Origin of the sequence: Metamycoplasma arthritidis, from assembly GCF_900660715.1 — a bacterium.
GTDB lineage: Bacteria > Bacillota_I > Bacilli_A > Mycoplasmatales > Metamycoplasmataceae > Metamycoplasma > Metamycoplasma arthritidis.
Window position 1 is genome coordinate 764746 of the sequence record NZ_LR215047.1, and the last position, 22567, is coordinate 787312.

Below are 22567 nucleotides of genomic sequence, written 5' to 3' on the forward strand. Positions count from 1 at the left end.
AATAATGATTAAGGGAATAAAAATTATCCTAGGTTGCATATTTTCGCTTTTCCTTTAAAGTTTTTTAATGGCAATATGAGTTTTGTCTAACTTTCTAATTTTCTTATCGTCAAATTGCACTTCAATAATTTTGCCAATTATGTTTAAGATTTTGCCATGACCATAAGTGCTGTGACTAATTTCGTCGCCTACAATTAAATTAACATTTTCATCAATGTCCATGGCTTGACTAAAACTACTTGCAGTTTGGATAGAACTAGTTTTTTTAATACCGGCTTCTTTTAAAAAGCGACTAGGTTTGTTTAGGCCTCTACGATTTACAGCATAAGAAAGAAAAAGTTTGGTTCTAGCTCGAGTCATCGCCACATAAGCTAATCTTCTTTCCTCTTCTAGTCCTTCAATGTTTTCGGGTTGTTTTTGCAACTCTTCTTCTTTTTCGAACGGTAGATAAGTAAAATCAAATTTTGGTGAAATTGTAATTGCTCTTCTTAATGGGAAAATATCTTCACTAAGCCCCACGACAAAGACATAATCAAACTCCAATCCCTTTGCGTTGTGGATAGTCATTAAAGAAACATAACTAGCGGCATCGTCTTCAACATCGCGATCAGTAATTAGAGTAATTTCTTGAAGATATTCATCAATGGTGCCATGTGGGTGTTTTGTTTCTCAAACATGAATTGCTTCAATTAAGTTTAGAAAGTTTTCCATGCGATTTTCATATTCTTCTTCTGAGCTTTTGTATTCTTCAAAATACTTTATATTATTGATCATGAATTCTTTTAAAGTCAAGTAAATTTGATTGCCTTGGATTACTCGTCTAGCTCATCTAATTTCATTAATTAACGAAGCTAAATTTTTTAAAGTTTCCATTTGAATATGAAGATTTTTTTGAATTTCATTAAATTTAGTATCAAGACATTTGAATAGGTCCAAATTATTTTCTTTTGAAAACTTTAGAAGTTTATCGATCGTGCTAGTACCAATTCTACGAGCGGGTTTATTAATAACTCTTAGTAAAGAAATTTCTGAACCGTCATGAATTACTCTTAAATAAGCAAGAGCATCTTTAACTTCTTCGCGTTGATAGAATTTAGTTGAACCAAAAAGCTTGTAAATGGTGTTTTCATTAATTAGTGCTTCTTCAATTGCTCTCGAATAACTACTTATTCTAAATAGAATTGCAATATTTTTAAGCTGTACACGTTTACGTTTTAACTCTGAAATTTTGCTTGCTATTTTTCTAGCTTCGGCTTCTTCGCTAAATCCACAATAAAAATCAATATCTTCACCTTCTTCATTGTCGGTGAATAACTTTTTATCTAATCTAAATTTATTGTAAGAAATTAAATTATTGGCTGCATTTAAGATTTTTTTAGTTGAGCGATAGTTTTGTTCAAGTTTAATAGTAACTGCTTCGGGGAAATCCTTGTCAAAATTCATGATGATGTTAATATCGGCATTTCTTCATGAATAAATTGTTTGATCGGGGTCGCCAACTACAGTAATATTGCCACTACCAGCTAAGATTTTAACGATTTTGTATTGTAGTTCGCTAGTATCTTGAAATTCGTCGATCAATAAATATTTGAAACGTTTTGATCATTTATGTGAAATTGCTTCAAATTTTGGATCATAAAACAAACGATAGACAAACACCAAGAGATCGTCAAAGTCTAATGAATGAGCATTGTTAAGTCTTTCTTGATAGCTTTTGTAAATTAAGGTACGAGGATCTTTGGCACTATCTTCATCGGCTAATAGATCTTCAGGAGCAACTAAATTATTTTTTTGATTTTGAATGAAACTAATAATTGAGCCAAAGGTATACTGTGCTTGACTAATGCCAAGTTCAGTATAAACGATTTTTAGAACTTGCTTTTGATCACTTTCGTCAAGAATTTGAAAATCATTAGGATAATCAAAATTGTGAATTTCGCTTCTTAAAATTCGAGCACATAATGAGTGAAATGTGCTTACGGTTGGATATTCGTTGGTTTTTTCTAATGCACCGTATGCACGATCACGCATTTCATTAGCCGCTTTATTAGAAAAAGTTAGCGCTAAAATATCCCCAGGACTAACATTTCTATTTTCAATTAAATAAGCAATTTTATAAGTTAGTACTCGGGTTTTTCCACTACCAGCCCCGGCAATAATTCTTAGGGCGCCGTCAGTGAAAATAACGGCGCTTTTTTGTTGTTCATTGAGGGAATCAAAATCGTTCTTTTTCATTATATATAAGTCCTTTAACTCTAAAATTAGGTAAAATAAAACCTACTTTAAATTATATAGTTAATTATTATTAATGGCAGACTAATGCAACGAAGCAATGTTTTTTATTGCTTGTCAATTGTAATCTTGGGCAATTTTCTGATTTTTGGTTGTATTTTTGTCGCATCTTTTATTGTCTTTTCTTTGACCTCTTCATACTTATTCTTTCAAACAGTAAAAGATGAAGAAAGTTTGTCATTCAAACCGACTCTACTTTCGCGAGCGTTAGTAATAATTAAGAAAATTTCACTAAAAGCGGCAAGTGCGCTTAAAGCGGTAGGAATTGCCAAAAATGCTTTTTGCACTTTGTTTAATTTGGCTAATTGTTTAATATTCGCAGCTTGCAGAAATGTTTCTGGTGAAACGAAGCATATGAAGCTTAGAAAGACAAAGACTCAAAGAAAACTAAACAACCTTTGACGATCGAAGATAACCTTTGAAAATTTATCCTTTTCGTTTTGTTTAATAACTTTAATTTTACAAATTGCCATACCCAAAGTTTTGCCTTTTCACACAATGGGGATGACAATAAAAAACAAAATTAAATAAGCAATTAAACATATTAGTCAAAAATAATAGAGAGCAAGATGATAGTAAGTTCCTTTTTGATAATTAAATGTTCCAAAGGAAAGGCCAATGGCAAAAGCTAAAAAGAAAATAACGTCTATCAACGTTGCTAGTAGTCTTATTCAAAAATTAGCTTTTTTATTTATTTTTGTCATTTTGTCATGAACTAAATGTATTAATTAGGTCTTCTCATTTTAATGGTTTAGTTACTTCTTTTTTACTAAAAGAAGGTAAGTTTCATTTTGCACAATATTTATTAGTTTGCATTGAAACATAATTTTGAACATCAAAGTCTTCAATTTCTTTAATTAAAAAGTTTTTCATCAATGAAATTGATTTATATTCAGCTGATGTTTTTTTAAATTTGAGATCATTGATTGACATTGCTACGTAATATCCCAAATGAATTTTTCTTGCAAAAATCAGCTCATCAAAGCCAAAATCTTTATCCTTAGCAAACGCAAAAATGGCATTTCATTCACGCCCAGTGTTTTTAGGATTAAAAAGAATTAGTTGATTATTATAATCTTCAACTCAAGTTGAGGTAATGTAAGCAAAAGATTTAGCCAAAATTATAGATTTATACTTATATTCTGAAGAATATTGCATATTGATATTTCTAGCTTGAATATTTTTGTAAGCTTCTTTAGCAATGTTACTGTTAACAATAAAATTAAAAGAAACCGGCGTCATATAAGCAATTGGACTTTTATCATCATTTAAGTTAATAACGACATTTTCTTGCAATCCTAAGTTAGTGTAATCATGAGCTACTAGCCCGCGGCAATAGGCAAGAATTTCAATAAAATCAGGGCTATTAGTTTTCAAAAAATTGTTAATGTGTAGAGTAAACTCGCTTTTTAAATGGGTGTATGAATAGAAAATGTAAACATATTTAGTTTCCACATATGAAAGTGATTGTTTAATAACATTATTTATATTTTGATGATTGGTATTAATAATGATTTTTAATCGTCCGTTTAAGATTTTCTTAGCAGCTTTGATGGCCTCATAATCATGATCGGTAGGCTTATCAACGGCCAAAATAACATTGAAGGTTTGATCTTTTTGTTTCAGTATGTTGTGCAGGATTGCTTCAAGCGGTTTGCTAGGATGATATACCGGAATTATAATTGTTAATTGATTCATGATTGTCCTTACTACATTTTGATAGTTCCTGCAACTCTAGGGAAGGGGATAACATCACGTATATTGCTAATGCCAGTGACATACATCACTAATCTCTCAAAGCCTAGCCCAAAACCACTACTTGGAGCATATCCATATTTTCTTAGATCCAAATATCATTGTAAAGGTTCTTGCGGAATGTTTAACTCAGCCATTCTTGTTACTAATTTTTCATAACGACTTTCTCTTTGGCTACCACCAATTAGCTCACCAATGCCAGGTACTAAAAGATCGAAGCAAGCCACAGTCTTATTGTCAGCATTTTGATACATATAAAATGCTTTAATGTCTTTTGGATAGTTAATGATTGCCACTGGGCCCTTAACAATTGACTCAGAGATAAATTTTTCATGTTCACTAGCCAAGTCCATGCCAAAGTAGATATTTTTTTCTTCGAAACGATATTTGTGTTCTAGTAATTTTTTAACAGCAACTTTGTAATCAAGGACGGTAATTTTTTTATGAATGAATTCATTTAGAGTAGGAAGCAAAGTATTGTCTTTTAAAAAGTCTAAAAGTTTCATTTCATCAGGACATTTTTCAATGGTATTTTTAATAACTGTTTTTAGCATTGAATCAGCTATTTTAATATCATCTTTTAAAGTAGCAAAAGCCATTTCGGGCTCAATCATTCAAAATTCAGCTAGATGTCTTGAAGTGTGCGAATTTTCGGCACGGAATGTTGGTGCGAAGGTATAAACATTTTTAAAACCAGCAGCATATGCTTCGGCATGTAGCTGCCCTGTTACACCTAGAAAAGCTTTTTGTTTGAAAAAATAGTCTTTAGATTCATCGTCAACCAACAAAGTTTCACCAGCACCTTCGCCATCGTTTGAGGTAATAATTGGCACACTAATGTTAATGAAGTCATTTTTGTTGAAAAATTGGTGAATTTCATAAGCAAGAGTAGCTCTTATAATCATAATTGCTCTAAACAAATTGGTTCGATGTCTTAAATGGGGAATCTCTCTTAAAAAATCTAGTGATGTTTCTTTTTTTTGGATTGGAAAATTGTTGTCAACTTTGCCAATGATTTCAAGTTCACTAACTACCAATTCAAATGGCTGTTTAGCTTCAGGAGTCAAAATTAACACCCCTTTAGCATAAACTGCTGCTCCTAACGAAAGGTGATCAACGTTAACTTTTTTAATCTCATCTTCTTTTAAAACAAGTTGTAAGTTTTCAACGCTGCTACCATCGTTAAGTGTGACGAACCTAATTTTATCGTTGCCTCTGCTTGAAACCACTCACCCATTTACTTCAAATTCTTGCGAGTTTTTTAGATGCTTTAGTTTTCTATATAGTGTTTTAATTGTTGCTGTCATTGTCCTTGTTTTCTCCTTATGTAAATAGGATATTTTAATTATATACTAAAGTACTATTTAACACTATGCCTTAAATTTAAATGGAAAAAATTGATAAATAAAAAGCCACTTTCAAAGGGCTTTTTAAATGCTATTATTTAGCTTCAATTTTAGTAATGCCATTCATGTATGGCACTAATACTTTAGGAACAGTAATTGTACCGTCTGAGTTTTGATAGTTTTCTAAAATTGCTGCCATTACTCGATCAATTGCTACACCAGAGCCATTCATAGTAAATGCGTATTTGGTTTTGCCATCGGCATCTTTATATCTAATCTTTGCTCGTCTAGCTTGAAAATCTTTGCAAATTGAAATTGAGCTAGTTTCACGATAGCGTTGTTCGCTAGGTATTCAAATTTCAAGGTCAATTGTTTTAGCTGAACTAAAGCCCATATCACCAGTGCAAAGTAAAATTTCACGGTAAGGAAGTTCTAATAAAGTCAAAATGTTTTTAGCATCATTGACCATTTTTTCTCATTCACCCATCGCATCTTCTTGCCGAACTATTTTAACTAGTTCAACTTTGTGAAACTCGTGTTGTCTAATAATGCCTCTTGTATCTCGACCACCACTACCTGCTTCAGAACGAAAACATTTAGTATAAGCAACATATTTTATTGGTTCATTTAAATTCAAAATTTCATCGTAGTGATAGTTGGTCAATGGCACTTCTGCGGTAGGAATTAGTCAAAGATCACTATCACTTACTCTAAATAGATCATCTTTAAATTTAGGTAGTTGTCCTGTCCCAAACAACATTTTGCTATTAACTAAGTGAGCGGGCATAATTTCTTTGTAACCATTGTTAATATGCGTGTCAAGCATAAAATTAGCAAGGGCACGAATTAACTTAGCGCCCGCATTTTTATAAAGTACAAAACGAGTTTGTGCTAATTTAACGGCTCTAGTAAAATCAATAATGTCTAGTTTTGTGGCAATATCATAATGTGCTTCAACGCCTTTAACTAGTCCTCTACCTAGCGATGCGTGTTCTTTTATAACTTTATTGTCTAATTCGTCACTTCCAACGGGAACATCATCATAAGGCAGGTTAGGAATTTTAGTTAAAATGTCATTTACTTGGCTAATAATATCGTCAGCTTCATGATCAACTTTTTCAATTTGGGCCTTAATTGCGTTAACTTCTTCAATTAGCGAATCGCAATTTTCATTATTTCTTTTTTTAATACCAATTTCATCACTTAGTTTATTTCTTTTTGCTTGTAATTTTTCTAGTTCAAAAATCAATTTACTACGCATTTCACCAAGATTATTGATTTTGGTAATGTTAGCTAAATCATAGTTACGAGTTGATAGTTTTTTAATTACTTCGTTTTTATTATTTAAGATAAATTTTAGATCCAACATCTCATGTCCCTTTTCTTACCAATGGTATTACATATAAGTAATAAGATTTTAGCATTTTTTAAATTAATCAAATTTTTTGTTCAATTTAATTAAAAAGATATTAGCTGCAATGAAGTTGTAGTTGTCATATTTTTAATTGGCGTTTATCAAATGCTCTTACTACTAAAAAATTGCTTATTTATAAATGATACTAAATTAAAAATTTAGTTAATTAGAATAAATCAAAGAATTTGGAGACTGAGAAAATCATGCCTTAGCAATGCAATATTTGCCTATAATGAAGGCATTTTGGTAAAATTACATTAATTATGGAAGAGTTTGTTAAAGTAACCGGCGTTTTCAAAAAAGCCATTTATGAACGAGCAAATGGATATAAAGTTTTTTCATTTGCGATTGCTCACCAAGAGCATCCTAAGGAGCCAATCAAAACCAATCATTTTGGCACTATTAGCGTCGTTTTCAACAAATTAGATGTTGAGGTTGACAAATACTACGACTTAGTTCTTGAATACCAAGAGGCTAGCCGTTATCCTAATAGCTACAATCTAATTTCGCTTAATGAAAGCGAATATTGAAAATTAAACTATATCGTGAAGTTTTTGCAAAGTCCGCATTTTCCTGGCATAGGCCCTATTACTGCTAAAAAGATTGTCGATAAGTTTGGCTTTGACACGATTAAAATTCTCACTGATGATAGCTCGCTAAATTTTTTAGAATTTGGTATGAAAAAAGAAGCTTTCGAGCAGATGCAAACTTATCTTAGAGAAAACAAACAAGCCGTTGAAGACCAAATTTTCTTCTTAAAGTTAAATTTGTCACCCGATTTTTATGAAAAAGTTAATCAAAAGTTTTTGACATTAGAAAGTTTTATTAACACTTATCGCGATAATTTTTATGAATTTTATTTTGATCAACAAGGCCTAAAAATCTCAGACTTAGCAAAAATAAATAAGTTTTTTCACCCTGAGGGACACGAATTTGATAAGGCTATGATTATTTATCAAGCATTGGAAAATTTCTTTTTTGATAGTGGCAATACTAAAACTCAAATTTCAACCTTCTATAGCTACTTTTTTAAAAATATCGAAAGAGTCACCGTTGAAGAATTTAAAAACAACTTGAAGCCATTAATCGTTGCTAACAAAGTTCTTTTATTCGACAACAAGAGTTCTATTACTACTTCTAAGCTGCGCGAAATGGAAGAGTATATTGTTGAAAGAATGCACCGGGTTCAGAATGGTCGCAACTCATTAAGAGATATTAAATTTGAAGATAACCAATTTGATTATGATAGTTTGCAAATCGAAGCAATCAACAGCGCTCTTAATGAAAAAATGGTCTTAATCACTGGCAGTCCTGGCACTGGTAAAACTTTAATTACTAATCGAATTATTGAAGAATTGCTGAAGTATTATCCAGAAGATCGTATGGCAATTGTTACTCCCACTGGAAGGGCGACGATTAATATCAATAAACTCTCTTCAAAAAAAGCTGTTACTATTCATAGCTTTTTACAATGAGATCCTGATAAAAATATTTTTAAGATTAATGAAAGTTGACCAGAGTCAATTGAATGTTTAATTATTGATGAATTTTCGATGGTGAGCGTTGATTTATTTTTTAATTTATTAAAGGGCATTTCAACACGGACACTTGCAAAAATAATTCTGGTTGGCGATAAAAATCAACTTCCTTCTATAGGACCAGGTTATTTGATTCATGATTTTATTGAAGCAAATATATTTAAAACAATTGAATTAACTAAAATTTATCGTCAATCAGAAAACTATGAAATTATTCAAGATGCTATTGATATAAACGAAGGGAGAGCGCCTTCATTTTTAGGCAAGAATTCGCAATTTAGAGAAACTAAAAAAGAAGAGTTGGCTAAAAAAATTACTGAAGAAATTAGTGAATTGTTAAAACAAGGTTATAGCAAGCGCGACATTGCTATTCTTAGCCCAATTTATAACTATCAAACAGGGATTGATTATTTAAATGATTCACTAGCTAAATTTTGAAAAAAACTTGAAAATTCTGAACAAAATCAAATTTCTAAAACTAGAAAAATTTGCCTTGATGATAAAGTACTAAATACTGTAAATGATCCTTCTAAAAAAGTTTTCAATGGTGAAATTGGCTATGTTTCTAAATTTACTTTTGATAAAGAAAATTCTAATATCATCACGCATGTCGCAGTTGATTTTGAAGACGATGAAAAAACCGTTGTCTATACTAAGAGTGAATTTCTTAAAAAAACTATCCCAGCTTATTGCACTAGTGTGCATAAATATCAAGGTAGCGAATGTAAAGTGGTTTTAACGGTTCTTTTTAGCGAAGCAAAAAGGCTTTTAAGTAAGAAATTAATTTACACAGCCATTACGCGCTCAAAAAGACTAAGCATTGTTTTCGGCGAAAAAGAAGCTCTTGAATTCGGTGTAAAAAATGATAACGACTCACATCGACAAACCTGTATTAAAGAATTGTGAAAGGCAATAACGGAGTAAAAATATGAAATTAATTGTAGGACTGGGTAATCCAGGAACTGAATATGAAAAGACTAGACATAATATCGGTTTCATGGCAGTTGACAAAATTTGCGAAAAATTAAATATTTCTTTAAATGAAAAAAAGTTTAATGGCATTTTTTATCGCAATAAAGACTTTATTCTAGCTAAACCACTTACTTACATGAATAAAAGCGGCGATTTTGTCCAAGCACTTATGCAATACTATGACATTAGTGTTGAAGATTTAATCGTTGTTTATGATGATATGGATTTATTAATTGGCAAAGCAGTTATTAGGCAAAAAGGCTCTTCCGGTGGCCATAATGGCATCAAAGACATTATTGAAAAGCTTAAAACCGAAAATATTAAAAGACTTAAAGTTGGTATTGGCCGAGGCGATAATGCTATTAATTTTGTACTTGGAAAATTTTCAATTGCTGATTATCAAATTATTGACAAAATCCTTGATGGTGTTGCTGACGCCTTGGTTTCTTGCATCTATAACGATGTTCGTTTTGTTATGAACAAGTTTAATGGGAGCTTTTAGCAGTGATTGATAAAGAAGAACTACTCAATAAAGCTCTCAATGATAAAAAAAGTAAAAAATTAATTGCTGTTAGTGGCGGTCCTGATTCAATGTTTTTGCTAAATCTTTTCAAGGAACATAACGTTGTTGTTGCTCACGTTAATTACAACAAAAGAGAAGACAGCAATATTGATGAGACAATTGTTCGTTCATATTGCAAAAGCCATAGTATTCCTTATGAAATTTATTCAATTAAAAAAGGTACTAATATTAAGGGCAATTTTCAGGATTGAGCAAGAAAAGAAAGATATCACTTTTTTAAACAAATTTACGATAAATATCAATGTGACTATTTGCTTCTAGCTCACCATAAAGATGATTTTTTAGAAACTGCTATAATGCAAAAAGAAGCCAAAAGAAAACCCGAATATTTTGGCATAAGACCTGTCAATAGTTTTGACGGTATGCAAATAATTAGGCCTTTAATTTTCACCTTTTGAAAAGATGAAATTCAAAAAGAGTGCATTAGATTAAAAATCAAATTTGCTATTGATAGCACCAATGATAAGGGCGTTTATGCTCGCAATATTATTCGCCAAAAGCTTAAGAAGTTTTCACGCGATGATAAAGAGAAATTATTTTCAAACATTCTGATAGAAAATCAAAATCATCAAAAGATAGTAAATGTTATTAATACACAATATGAACTTTGAAAAAAACAAAATTTCGCTTGCGATTTTATTCGCTCTAACTGTGTGACTCATATTGAAGTAGAACTAGTTTACAAATTAATTCACGAAAACTTTGCGAATGTAAAAATATCGACTGCCAATCTATTAAATATTGTTAAATTTATTAAATCAACCACTTCTAACTCCAAATATAAAATTAAGGATAATGTCTTTATTGTTAAGAAAAAGGATAAACTACTTTTTTTAGCAATTTAGTCGTTTTTTTCTTATAAAGTTATAATTTTATTTATTAAAACCTAATAGGAGGAGTTATAGATGCAAGATCAAAATAACAGTAATACTCCCAAAAAGAAAAAGTTGTCTTTTTGAGGAATTATTGGTATTGTTGCCTCAATTTTAGTGCTACTAGTAATAGCTTATATTATTTATTACTATGTTTCGCAAACAACAGTTCTAAAACGCGATTTTTCATTCTTAAATCGAGCTATTCAAGAAGCTGCTAAAAGCGCAACTGACGACATCTACTTTAAATCTATTGTTGATAATCCATACAACAATAGCCTTGTAGCAACGATGCAGCTTCCGGAAAATGTCTGAGCGGCTTTAAACGGAATGACTAGTACTTCTACTAGAATTAGAGTAGTAACATTTGAAGTTCATGCGACAACTAGCATGAAAAACATTCTATATAACGAGATAATTAGCTCAATAGGCGGTGCAACCCCTAGCTTTAGTAGAGGGTTAGCAATGATTCTTGGTTATTCAGAGAATGGTGTAACTAAGGCTGGAGAATTTCTATCAACCGGAGCACCAACCGAATCTATTTGAAGTACAGTTTTAAGATATGGTACTAATATCATTTTCTTACTTCTATTTGCCGCTTCATTCATCTTTATGTTCATGTCATTTAGATCACAAAGAGGAACTGGTGGGCTTCTTGATAATAAGAGTGTTGCTCAAAGAATTTACTCAAATAAAAAATTCTCTGACATTGCCGGCAACGAAGAAGTTAAAGAAGAAGTTAAAGAACTCGTTGACTACTTAAAGAATCCTAAAAAGTATTCAACTGCTGGGGCAAGAATTCCTAAAGGTATCTTACTAGGAGGCCCTCCAGGGACTGGAAAAACTTTAATAGCTAAAGCCACCGCTGGTGAAGCAAATGTCCCATTCTTCTTCATTTCCGCTTCTAATTTTGTTGAAATGTTCGTAGGATTGGGCGCAAAACGTGTGCGTGACATGTTTGAAGAAGCGAGAAAAACCGCACCAGCAATCATTTTCATTGACGAACTTGATGCCGTAGGGCGTTCTAGGGGTGCTGGTATTGGCGGTGGAAATGACGAACGTGAACAAACCTTAAACCAATTACTAGTTGAAATGGATGGTATTAAAGAAAATAGCGGAATTCTAATCATGGCCGCAACCAACCGTTCTGATGTCCTTGATCCCGCTTTACTAAGACCTGGTCGTTTCGATAGAACTATTACTGTTGGTCTTCCTGACATTAAAGAAAGAGAAGCGATCTTAAAATTACATGCTAAAGGTAAAAGAATTGCCAACAATGTAAGTTTCATGATGATTGCTAGAAGAACTCCTGGATTTTCAGGGGCACAGCTAGAAAATGTTATTAATGAGGCATCATTACTATCGGTACGTGAAAACACTAATGTAATTACTTTGCCACAACTAGACGAAGCAATTGACCGGGTAATGGCTGGTCCTGCTAAAAAATCTAGAACAATTTCAGAAAAAGAAAATGCCGCTGTAGCTTATCATGAAGCCGGCCATGCAGTTGTTGGTATCAAGATTAAAGGCGGAAATAAAGTTCAAAAAATTACTATTATTCCTCGGGGACACGCCGGTGGATACAACCTAATGATGCCTGAAGAAGAAAAATACAATCGTTCAAAAGCTGAACTTATTGCCATTATTACTTCATTCATGGGTGGACGTGTTGCCGAAGCAATTATTTATGGTAAAGATAATGTTTCAACCGGTGCTAGTGATGACATTGCTAAAGCAACAAGAATCGCTAGAAAAATGGTAACTGAATGAGGACTTTCAGAGCTTGGCCCGATTAAATACGAAGAAGATACTGACAATCCTTTCTTAGGTAGAGATTACATGAAAAACGCTTCATTCTCTGCTCAAGTTGGCCAAGAAATTGATCAAGAAATTCGTAAAATCATTTTGGCAGCTGAAGCTAATGCTCACAAAATCATTTCTGAAAATCGTGAATTACTAGAATTAATTAAAGATGCTTTAATTATTAATGAGACCATCGTCGCTGAAGAAATTGAATATATTGCTAAAAATATGAAACTTCCACCAGCAATTACCAAAACTAAAGAAGACTTACACGAAGAGTATTCTGACCAAGATTTTGATAACTTGTTTAACGAAGTTTCGGGTAAAAAAATCATTTCAGAAGATAAATACGTTGATGACTTAAACAAAGAAATCAAACAATTAGAAGAAAAAATTGAAGCTAATAAATCTTCTTCTAAATCTACAGTTAACGAAGAAAAATCAAAAGATGAAAAAAATAATTAGTAGTCTCTAATTAATATAAAACAATCAATAAAAAACCGCCGAAAATAAAATTGGCGGTTTTTAAATTTCTTTTTTTAGCAAATAGTAATTTAATTTTCAAGCATATTTTTACACTTAAAATTTTTTAATAAAAAATGAACCAATAAATAGGCTCACTTTTTTTTACTTAGTTATTATTTAGTTTCTTTTTTAGAAGATTCTTTTTCTTCTTTGGCATTAGCTTTTGCTTCTTTTACTTTAGCTAAAGCTTTAGCTTCTTCTTCGTTGTGTTTCTCAATTGATTTTTTAACTTCTTCGTATTTTTTAAATCCTTCAGGATCGTTGTATTTAATAATAGTTTTTACGAATCATTCGTCAGTTAGTCTAATTTGAATGGTTTCAAATTTGATGAATTGTTGAACGTTTTCAACAGGAAGTCCATAAGAGTCAGCAAGTTTTTGCACTTCTTTTTTATAATCATCTTCAGTAACGGCAAATTTTTCTTCTTTTGCAGTTGCACTAACAACAAAAACCTTTTTTAAATTAGGAATTGCTTGATCTTCAAAGTTTTTTAGCAATGTTTCCTTTGAAGTTTTGGTGAAATCTAAATATTCTCTTTCACTAATTTGTTGTTGCATTAGGTTATTAACAAAATTTTGATAGTAATCATGAACTTGATCTTCAATAACTGAAGTTGGAACTTCAAATTTTGAAGTAGCAACTAATTTTTCTTGAGCTAAGTTTTTAATTTCATTTTCTACGGTGTTAACTCTATTAATTAAAGCGTGTGCTTCAACAAATTTTTCAAAGTCAGCAACGGTTTTAAGTGAAGGGTGGATGTTTGCTGTTTTTACAAAATCATCATCCAATGCAGGGTAATCTGCTCTTTTGGTGTAATTGATTTTGACATGGAAAGTAACTTCTTTACCGGCCAAGTTTTTAGCGTGGTAGTTTTCTGGGAATTTTAGATGTAGATCTTTTTCTTCATCTTTTTTAAGACCTAACATTTGTTCTTCAAAACCGGGAATAAAAGTGCCTGAACCAACGTTTAAGGTGTATCCTTCTGCTTCGCCGCCATCGAATAGTTCGCCTTCAATGTAACCGGTAAAATCAAAATTAACTTCGTCGCCGTTTTTAATGCCGTCTTCAGCTTCTACCATGACTGCAAACTTACTTAGTAAGTCGTTTTTAACATGATTAATTTCGTCTTTAGTTGCTTTTAAGCTAGGTACTTTAATGCCTAATTTTTTGTAATCGCCCAACTTAATTTCTGGAAATATTGGATAGATTGCTACTAAAGTTGCTTTTTCTTCTTTCAACTCTTCAATATCTAAGCTTGCTCTACCAATAATTTCGTCAGTTGCTTCAACTTGGGTAGCCAATTTACCTCTAAATACTTGTTGTGCTACTGCTTTAATAGCTTTTTCTCATACTTCAAATACTGGAATATGTTTGTCAGCTTCACGAGCAGGTACTTTGCCTTTTCTAAAGCCTTTAATTTGCACATTTTTTCTTAGTTCAACTCTAGCCTTTTCTTTGGCATTTTCTCATTCATCGCCTTCAAGGGTGTAACTAATTTTAAGTTCTGATTTTTTATTATCAATGGTACGTGACATTGTTTTACTCCTTGTGTAAATCTTGTATTATTATATATTTTTTTTGCTTTTTAGTGTGTGCTTAATTATTTTGCAAAAACTGCATATAGTTTTAGTTCATTTTCATTTAAAGTCGTTTTATCTTTACTGCCCAGTAGAACTTCGGTAACATTAACGATTTGTTCATATTCATTTTGAGTTTTTTCTAGAAGAATATTGACTCAATTTTGAAATAAAAAAGCTGAAAATACTTGTGAAGCAATTTTATATTTAGCAATATCTTTCTCAAAGATCTCAAGTAACTCTTTTTCCATTTTCTTAATATTTTGATTTTCTAGAAATGAGCCTAGTTTTTTTGGATTAATTTTGTGCTCGTGCATTTGATAATCAAAGTCAATTTGAGCAAAATGTAGCAAATCATAAATTAACGTTTGAAAACCTGCACTATCAAAATCTTCTTTGTTAAAGAAATATTGAAATTCATAAGCATTTTCTTGTAGATCACTTCGTTTTTTAAGCTCTTGATAAGCAATCATAAAAAAGTAATCCATTTTTTTATTTTTAAGTAAATTAATTAACTCAAGCGTGCCTAGGTTTGTTTTGGTCATCAAATTATTGCGCTTAATTTGGTGCTCAAGCGAATTTCTTAGTGAAGTAAGAATTGTTTGTAGTTCTTTTTGAGGATATTTTTTTAAACTATCATCAATCAAATAAATTGCTTTTAGTGGATCTTGTTCGCTAATTTCATCAATTGGTTTAATAATTTGTTCAATTTCTTTTTCATTCATACAAAAAATTTTAATATAAATTTTAATATTCACACTTTTTAGCCTTACTAATTTATTAAAAGCCTTATCTGGTTAAAAGTGGCATTTGAAATTGCAATCATGTATTATAATTTTTAGGTTAAATACTTGTTTTTTAAGGAGATAATAATTTATATGTCTAAGATTGTTAGCATTAATGCTTACGAAGTATTAGATAGTCGTGGCAATCCTACTGTAAAAGTTGAACTTACTACAGAAAAAGCCTACGCCGAAGCCTTAGTTCCTTCTGGTGCTTCTACTGGTTCAAAAGAAGCTTTGGAATTAAGAGATAAAGGTACAAAATACGAAAAAAATTGATTTGGTGGCAAAGGTGTACAAACCGCAGTCGACAATGTTAATGAAATCATCTTTCCCGCTCTTAAAGGTAAAGATGTTACTAAACAATTTGAAATTGACAAGTTAATGATTGAACTTGATGGTACCGAAACTAAATCTAAATTAGGAGCAAATGCAATTTTAGCAGTTTCGCTTGCAGTGGCAAAAGCCGCAGCAAACGAAGCTAATGTGCCACTATATGCTTATTTAGCTAAACTAGATAATCGTCAAGCTTATAAACTTCCTGTACCAATGTTAAATGTAATTAATGGTGGTGAACACGCTTCTAATACCATTGATTTCCAAGAATTCATGATTATGCCTTTAGGAGCAAAGACGTTTAAAGAAGCAATGCAAATTGCAAACTTCGTGTTTCACACTTTAGCAAAACTACTAAAAGAAGCGGGACACGGCACTCAAGTTGGTGATGAAGGAGGATTTGCTCCTAACCTTCACACTCACGAAGAAACTTTGGATTTCCTTGTTAATGCTATTAAAAAAGCTGGCTACAATCCAGCTACTAGTGGAGACAATGCAGTTGCTATTTGCCTAGACACTGCTAGTTCAGAACTATATTGCTCAGAGTCAAAAACTTATACATTTAAAAAATTCAAAAAAGCACTTGATGAAAAACGCCCAGGTTTTGAAAAATATGCTTCAATGAAGTATAAATTCACTAGTGATGAATATGTTGAATACTACGGCAACTTAATTGCTAAATATCCAATTATCTCAATTGAAGACTCGCACGATGAAAATGATTGAGAAGGCTTTAGAAAAATGAAGAAATTATATGGCAATCGTGTGCAACTTGTCGGCGACGATTTAATTGTAACTAACCCTAAATATATTAAAATGGCAATCGAAAAAGATGCTATTAACGCTTCGTTAATTAAAATTAATCAGATTGGCTCGCTTTGAGAAACAATTGAAGCAATCAAAATGACTCAAGCCGCTAATATGGTTCCAGTAATTTCACACCGTTCTGGCGAAACCGAAGACACTTTTATTGCTGACCTTGCTGTTGCTTTTAACACTGGAGAAATTAAAACTGGCTCACTTTCAAGAACCGATCGCATTGCCAAATACAATCGTCTGCTAAAAATTGAACAAGAATTAGGTAACAAAGCAAAATATGAAGGAAGAGCTTCATTTAGCAATTTAAAATAACTTTAAAACCCTTTAATTAAGTCGGAATTTTATTCCGATTTTAATTTTAACGATTTGCCTTTTTGTAAAATTTAGTACAATTTAGTATAAAAAGTTAATATAAAGTTAAGGAAATATTATGGAAAGAAAATTTAGTGAACAAGAACAGGTTAGACGCGACAAAGTAACAGCTTTAGAAAAACAGAATATTAGAGCATTTTCACAAACAATTAAACCTACTCACACAAGTGAAGAAATTCATGCTAATTTTGCTAATAAAGAACGTGAGGATATTGAAAAAACCAACACCATTGCCGTGTTAAATGGAAGAGTGATTGCCCAACGTGGACCATTTTTAGTATTACAAGGTCGTAGCAGTACATTGCAAATTTATGTAGATAAAAAAGCATTGAATGAAGAAACACTTATTATTCTAAAGCAACTAGATTTAGGCGACATTATTAGTGCCACCGGGTTAGTTTCTAAAACTCACACCGGGGAGCTTATGATTAAAGCTAGCGATATTAAACTTCTAACAAAATCATTAATTCCTTTACCCGATAAATTTCATGGTTTAGTTGATCGTGAAGATCGCTATCGTCATCGTTATGTTGATACTATTGTTAATGAAGATGTCAAAAAAACTTTTATTCTAAGAAGCAAAATCATTAAATTAATTCGTGAATATTTTGATAATTTAAACTTTTTAGAAGTTGACACACCAGTTCTTCAACCAATTTTAGGTGGTGCTGCTGCTAAACCATTTATTACTTATTACAATGCTTTAAATTGCAACTTTTATTTAAGAATTGCCACTGAACTTCCACTTAAAAAACTAATAGTCGGAGGGTTTGAAAGAGTATACGAAATCGGTAGAATTTTTAGAAACGAAGGTATTGATACCACACATAACCCTGAATTTACTTCAATTGAGTTTTATGAAGCTTATTCAGATATGTGAGGCATGATGGAACGTACCGAGGGTGTGTTTAGATATATTGCTGAAAAATTGAATGTTCAAAAACTAAATTTTGCTGGTAAAGAAATCGATATTACCAAACCTTTTGCCAAAATTAATATGGTAGATGCTGTTAGTGAAAAAATTGGTGTTAATGTAAGAGAACTAGATGATAAAAAAGCTCTTGAATTGGCGAAACAACATGATATTAAAGTTGAAAAATACTTTAAATTAGGTCATGTTATTGAAGCATTATTTGAAAAATACATTGAAGAAACTTTGATTCAACCAACTTTTGTTTATGGACATCCTTTGGATATTAGTCCGCTTGCATTTAAAGATGAAAGTGATCCTCGCTTTACTCAAAGAGCAGAACTATTTATTTGCACTAAAGAATTTGCTAACATGTACACTGAGTTAAATGATCCTTTTGATCAATTACAGCGTTTCGAAGCACAACTAGATGAAAAAAATGCCGGTAATGAAGAAGCTAATGAAATTGACTGAGATTTTGTTAAGGCACTTGAATATGGTATGCCGCCAACCGGAGGTTGTGGAATTGGTATTGAAAGGCTTATCATGTTCTTTACCGAAAACGATTCAATTAGAGAAGTTCTATTGTTCCCTCAACTAAAAGCTGTTTCCCAAAAATAATTAATTTTAAAAAGATGTTTTCTTGAAAAAAGAAGCGTCTTTTTTATATTCTATTTTGATTTCTATTGCGTCAACTACCAAACAAAAAGTTGCACTCTTCACGAATAAAGAAAATAATTTGTTAAAATTATCCTAATTTACTATGAAAAAAGTATTTAACAAAAATATGTTTTTCATTAGCATAACTACAACATGTAGTTTGGTTTGTTTAGTCACCTTAGTTTCGACTAGTTTTCCCAAAGTTAATTTAATAGTTGCCTCTGGTTCTAGTAGTATGCAGCCATTACTTAACGCCCTAATTAATCAGCAAAATCAAAAAAATTTAGAAGTAAATGTTCAACCTCGTGGTTCAGTTTTTGGTATTAACAAATTAATGGCAGATGAAACTACTTTGGCTTTGTCTTCAAAGTCACCACGCAAGGATATTAAGAGATTTTCGCTTTTAGAGAAATGAACCGCCAAAGAAATAAAAACAACAACCATCGGTCTTGAAGGGATTGGAATTTTAGCAAAACTTCCAGCTGACGCTTCGGCTAATGATTATGAGATTAATGAAGCTAATATTAGTAAACTATACGAAGCATTTGCGGGACACAAACAAGTTGCTCTTAGCGAATTTTCAGCTAAAAAAGCCACTGAAGACGATAAATATTTTCTTAAACCATTTGCTAGAGATGGCGGTGCTTTTAATTCTGGAACTGCCGAAAGTTTTCTAGAAAATAGTGGCTTTAAAAATTTAAATATTAGTAGCACTGATCTTGTTTCTTTAGAAGGCAAGCAAAATTATGGTAATTTTACTAAGACAACCGCTGAAAGTAATTCCGAAGCCTTCAGTTATTTTTCAAAAGAAGGTAAAGAAGTTGGATCCATTACTTATCTTTCATTAGGATATATCTTAAAGAATCTTGAAAAAATTAAAGCGATGGGTTACACGCTTTTAAATGTGCGTTATCAAAATGAAATAATTGAACCCAATAATCGTAATATTGAGCTAAACAAGTATCGCTGATGAAGACCGTTTAACGTTTTAACTTCGCTTAAAAGTATTAATAAAACTACTAAGGAATTTCTTGAGCGAATTCTTTTTGACAATAATGATGAAGTTTTTGCTAGTTTAGGAGTTTTGAAAACTCCACCTGCTTTACTTAAGAAAATGTATCACCTCAGTGAACAAGAGTTTAATGACCCTAACTTTGATTTTAAAAAGCATCTTGATAAATTTTATGTAGCAGATAGTAAGCTAAAATCTTATGGGGTTGAAAATGAATAAAAAAGCCACGATAAAAAATAGTATTCTTAAAAATAGCAGCCTAATAATTACTATTTTTGGACTTTTTATTTTATTCTTAATTTTAATTAGTATTTTTGTTGAGGCACTTCCTGGTTTTAAGGCTTACGGCTGAAGTATTCTGGGAATTAAATATAATTTGCCTAATGGTCAAGCCGGTATTATTTTGCCCTTGTTAACGTCATTCATTATTGTTTCTCTTAGTGTGCTGATTGCTACGTTTATCGGTATTAAAGTGGCATTTTTTCTTAAATTTAGATCGCCAAATTGGTTTTATAAATGTAGCAAATTTTTAATTGACATTTTTTCGGTAATGCCTTCGGTTGTGATTGGAGTTTTTGCTTCGCTTTCACTTAGCAAATTATTAGAATTACTAAATTTTGCTACTACTTTAAACGTTGTTACTGCGATTTTAATGCTTGCAATTATGACGCTTCCAACTATTATTAATTTTCTCTTGCTTTCTTTAGAAACACTTGAACCTTCATTACTAGAATCAGCACTTTCTTTAGGGCTTAGCAAAACAAGAGCAATTTATAAAATTATCAAAGCTAAGTATCGCGAAAATATTTTTGCAACTGTCATGTTTGCCTTTGCAAAAGCATTAGGCGAAAGTATGGCCCTTAATTTTATTTTGACTAGTCAAAGCTACAATAATGTTTATGGCTCGGGGTTTAGTGCCTTCTGACTTAGTGGGTTAAAAACGATTGCCTCACTAATTTCTTATAATGCTTTTGCCGAAAATGGCACCGAAGCTTTTAGAGGGATTTTATTTACTTATGCACTAATTCTTTTTGCATTGGTTATGCTATTTAATAGTGTTTCTTTGATGATTTTAAAACCAACTAAAATACACAAAAAAGCTAAACAAAAAGAAATTGAAAACAAAGCTATTGATGATGTAAAAATGCTTAATGATAATCAATGAAAATTCAATAACAATTACTATATAGAAAAAGCTTATGATAGATATAAAAAAATTGGTGAATGAATTTCAATTTCAGTTTTTTATATAGTAATTTTTTGAGTTTTTGGATTCATAATCTTAAATGGGCTTAAAGCATTAGCGACCACTGGCAGCACACTTTTTGATTTTTCAGCAAATTCTACTGGTAGAGCGTTTGTTAATACACTTGTAATTTTATTGTTATCTTTAGCAATCATCCTTCCATTTACTTTCTTTTCCGCAATCTACATTAATGAATATCTAAAGAATAAAAAGATAAAAAATTTCATTCTCTTTACATTGGATAGCTTTCAAGCCACACCATCAATTATCTTTGGCCTCTTTGGTTATAACTTTTTTGTCAACACCTTAAAAGTATCAGGCACTGGGTTTAATAATAATTCTTTAATTGCCGGAATTCTAACTTTATTGCTTTTAATCTATGCACCGTTAACAAGAGCCTTTCAGCAAAATCTAAATTTACCTAAAAAAGAACTTTGAGAAAACGCTCTTGCCTTAAACATTACTAAGCAAAAATATTTATTTAAAATCCTAATTCCTTCAATAGCATTTTCGATGCTCTTTGCTTTTTTTAATAATATTAATAAAGTAATTGTTGAAGCAGCGCCATTATTTTTAACAGCTGGATTAAGCTCTAGTTCAAGGTTCGGTCTTAATTTATGGGGTCAAACCCTAACGACACGGATTTATGCACAATTGTTTTCGAATAGCGCTCAAGCGCAAAATATCATGTACGAAGTCGCTTTTATTACTTTTATTTTCATCATTCTCCTCACGGTTTTTATAAGAATTGTGCTACCTAGAATCAAAAAACTGGTAAATGCTAAGAAAGGAGTTAAATATGCAAAATAATTCATTAAGCAAAATTAGGCACATTATCTTTAGCAAAAATGATGCAAAAACTAAAAAACAAAGTTTAATTGAATTTTCAAAAAACACTAAAGATATGGATAAACTATCACTTCAAGTTACTAAAAAAATTATTAAAAAACTTGATAAAAATTCGACAACTCCTTTTGTTTGCAATGATTTCAATTTTGAAAATGTTTATGAAATTCAGAATTATTTTTATAAATATTCTAAAAAAGCTAATTTTAGTTTAGAAGATATTTGTTTAACAATTAAGGCAAACAAAATTACCACTTTCATTGGCCCTTCGGGTTCAGGAAAAAGTACTTTGCTTAGGTCACTTAATAAAATAAGTTTTGAAGGAACTAAGGCCGCTTCTTTAGGAAAAATCTTCTACAGTGGCTATGACATATTACAAAACATTATTCCTGATGAACTATTGAGATCTGAAGTGGGTATGATCTTTCAAAGGCCTACTCCTTTTCCACTTTCAATCTATGAAAATTTAGCTTTTCCACTACGATGTCACGGAGTTAAAGATGAAAAAGCTATTGAACAAATTGTTATTAGCAGTTTAAAAGAAGTTGGTCTTTACAATGAGGTTAAAAATAATTTGCAAACTAGTGCGCTTGAATTAAGCGGTGGGCAGCAGCAACGACTATGCATTGCTAGAGCAATTTGCATTCGCCCAAAGATTATTTTAATGGATGAGCCTACTAGCTCACTTGATCCCATTGCTACAGCAGTGATTGAAAATTTAATACTTAAGCTAAAAAAAGAATACACCATTATTTTGGTTTCACACTCAATGCACCAAACCCAACGAGTTAGTGATGATGTGGTAATGTTATATAAAGGCAAAATCATTGAAGTTAATAATGTTAAAGAATTTTTTACTAATCCTAAACATGAAGTTACTAAAAAATATTTAGAAGGGAGTTTATAA

General features: G+C 31.5%; 16 protein-coding genes. 9 read left to right on the forward strand and 7 right to left on the reverse strand.

What is annotated here, in order from left to right:
- Positions 1 to 54 precede the first annotated feature (54 nt).
- The 5 genes from EXC42_RS06560 to serS all read right to left on the reverse strand — a co-directional run bounded on the left by EXC42_RS06560 (position 55) and on the right by serS (position 6762).
- Positions 55 to 2235, reverse strand: coding sequence for an ATP-dependent helicase (locus EXC42_RS06560; RefSeq protein ID WP_129648988.1), 2181 nt, complete (start codon positions 2233 to 2235; stop codon positions 55 to 57).
- A gap of 104 nt (positions 2236 to 2339) precedes the next feature.
- Entirely contained in the window at positions 2340 to 2996 is a 657-nt protein-coding gene (locus EXC42_RS06565; RefSeq protein WP_012498525.1) for an RDD family protein, read from the reverse strand.
- Positions 2980 to 3990, reverse strand: coding sequence for a glycosyltransferase (locus EXC42_RS03050; protein ID WP_012498526.1), 1011 nt, complete (start codon positions 3988 to 3990; stop codon positions 2980 to 2982). Before EXC42_RS03050 ends, EXC42_RS06565 begins: the two co-directional genes overlap by 17 nt.
- A gap of 11 nt (positions 3991 to 4001) precedes the next feature.
- Positions 4002 to 5354, reverse strand: coding sequence for an asparagine--tRNA ligase (gene asnS / locus EXC42_RS03055; protein WP_012498527.1), 1353 nt, complete (start codon positions 5352 to 5354; stop codon positions 4002 to 4004).
- Positions 5355 to 5487: 133 nt separating this feature from the next.
- The gene (gene serS, locus EXC42_RS03060; protein WP_012498528.1) at positions 5488 to 6762 is read right to left on the reverse strand and encodes a serine--tRNA ligase; all 1275 of its coding nucleotides are present in this window, start codon (positions 6760 to 6762) and stop codon (positions 5488 to 5490) included.
- A gap of 308 nt (positions 6763 to 7070) precedes the next feature.
- Between serS and EXC42_RS06570 the strand changes: the two genes are divergently transcribed.
- Genes EXC42_RS06570 through ftsH form a run of 4 tightly spaced genes read left to right on the forward strand, consistent with a single transcriptional unit; the run spans position 7071 to position 13040 of the window.
- Positions 7071 to 9269, forward strand: coding sequence for an AAA family ATPase (locus EXC42_RS06570; protein ID WP_012498529.1), 2199 nt, complete (start codon positions 7071 to 7073; stop codon positions 9267 to 9269).
- A 4-nt stretch (positions 9270 to 9273) separates the two neighbouring features.
- Positions 9274 to 9819, forward strand: coding sequence for an aminoacyl-tRNA hydrolase (gene pth, locus EXC42_RS03070; protein WP_012498530.1), 546 nt, complete (start codon positions 9274 to 9276; stop codon positions 9817 to 9819).
- Positions 9820 to 9821: 2 nt separating this feature from the next.
- On the forward strand, positions 9822 to 10745 hold the full coding sequence (gene tilS / locus EXC42_RS06575) for a tRNA lysidine(34) synthetase TilS (RefSeq protein WP_012498531.1): 924 nt from the start codon (positions 9822 to 9824) through the stop codon (positions 10743 to 10745).
- 60 nt (positions 10746 to 10805) lie between these two features.
- Positions 10806 to 13040, forward strand: a complete 2235-nt coding sequence (gene ftsH / locus EXC42_RS03080) for an ATP-dependent zinc metalloprotease FtsH (protein WP_012498532.1) — start codon at positions 10806 to 10808, stop codon at positions 13038 to 13040.
- 173 nt (positions 13041 to 13213) lie between these two features.
- Here the strand turns inward: ftsH and tig are convergent, their stop codons facing one another.
- Both tig and EXC42_RS03090 read right to left on the reverse strand, forming a co-directional pair.
- Positions 13214 to 14635, reverse strand: coding sequence for a trigger factor (gene tig, locus EXC42_RS03085; RefSeq protein WP_012498533.1), 1422 nt, complete (start codon positions 14633 to 14635; stop codon positions 13214 to 13216).
- A gap of 65 nt (positions 14636 to 14700) precedes the next feature.
- On the reverse strand, positions 14701 to 15402 hold the full coding sequence (locus tag EXC42_RS03090; protein ID WP_012498534.1) for a hypothetical protein: 702 nt from the start codon (positions 15400 to 15402) through the stop codon (positions 14701 to 14703).
- Positions 15403 to 15555: 153 nt separating this feature from the next.
- On the opposite strand from EXC42_RS03090, the gene eno reads away from it, so the two are divergent.
- The 5 genes from eno to EXC42_RS03115 all read left to right on the forward strand — a co-directional run bounded on the left by eno (position 15556) and on the right by EXC42_RS03115 (position 22567).
- A complete protein-coding gene (eno, locus tag EXC42_RS03095) occupies positions 15556 to 16926 on the forward strand; it encodes a phosphopyruvate hydratase (protein WP_012498535.1) in 1371 nt (456 codons plus the stop codon).
- Between the two features lie 118 nt (positions 16927 to 17044).
- A complete protein-coding gene (lysS, locus tag EXC42_RS03100) occupies positions 17045 to 18517 on the forward strand; it encodes a lysine--tRNA ligase (RefSeq protein WP_012498536.1) in 1473 nt (490 codons plus the stop codon).
- Between the two features lie 142 nt (positions 18518 to 18659).
- Positions 18660 to 19787 (forward strand): substrate-binding domain-containing protein, encoded by a 1128-nt coding sequence (locus tag EXC42_RS06580; RefSeq protein WP_012498537.1) that lies wholly within the window; start codon positions 18660 to 18662, stop codon positions 19785 to 19787.
- Positions 19780 to 21624, forward strand: a complete 1845-nt coding sequence (locus EXC42_RS06585; protein ID WP_165169467.1) for an ABC transporter permease subunit — start codon at positions 19780 to 19782, stop codon at positions 21622 to 21624. Before EXC42_RS06580 ends, EXC42_RS06585 begins: the two co-directional genes overlap by 8 nt.
- Positions 21614 to 22567 (forward strand): phosphate ABC transporter ATP-binding protein, encoded by a 954-nt coding sequence (locus tag EXC42_RS03115; RefSeq protein ID WP_012498539.1) that lies wholly within the window; start codon positions 21614 to 21616, stop codon positions 22565 to 22567. Before EXC42_RS06585 ends, EXC42_RS03115 begins: the two co-directional genes overlap by 11 nt.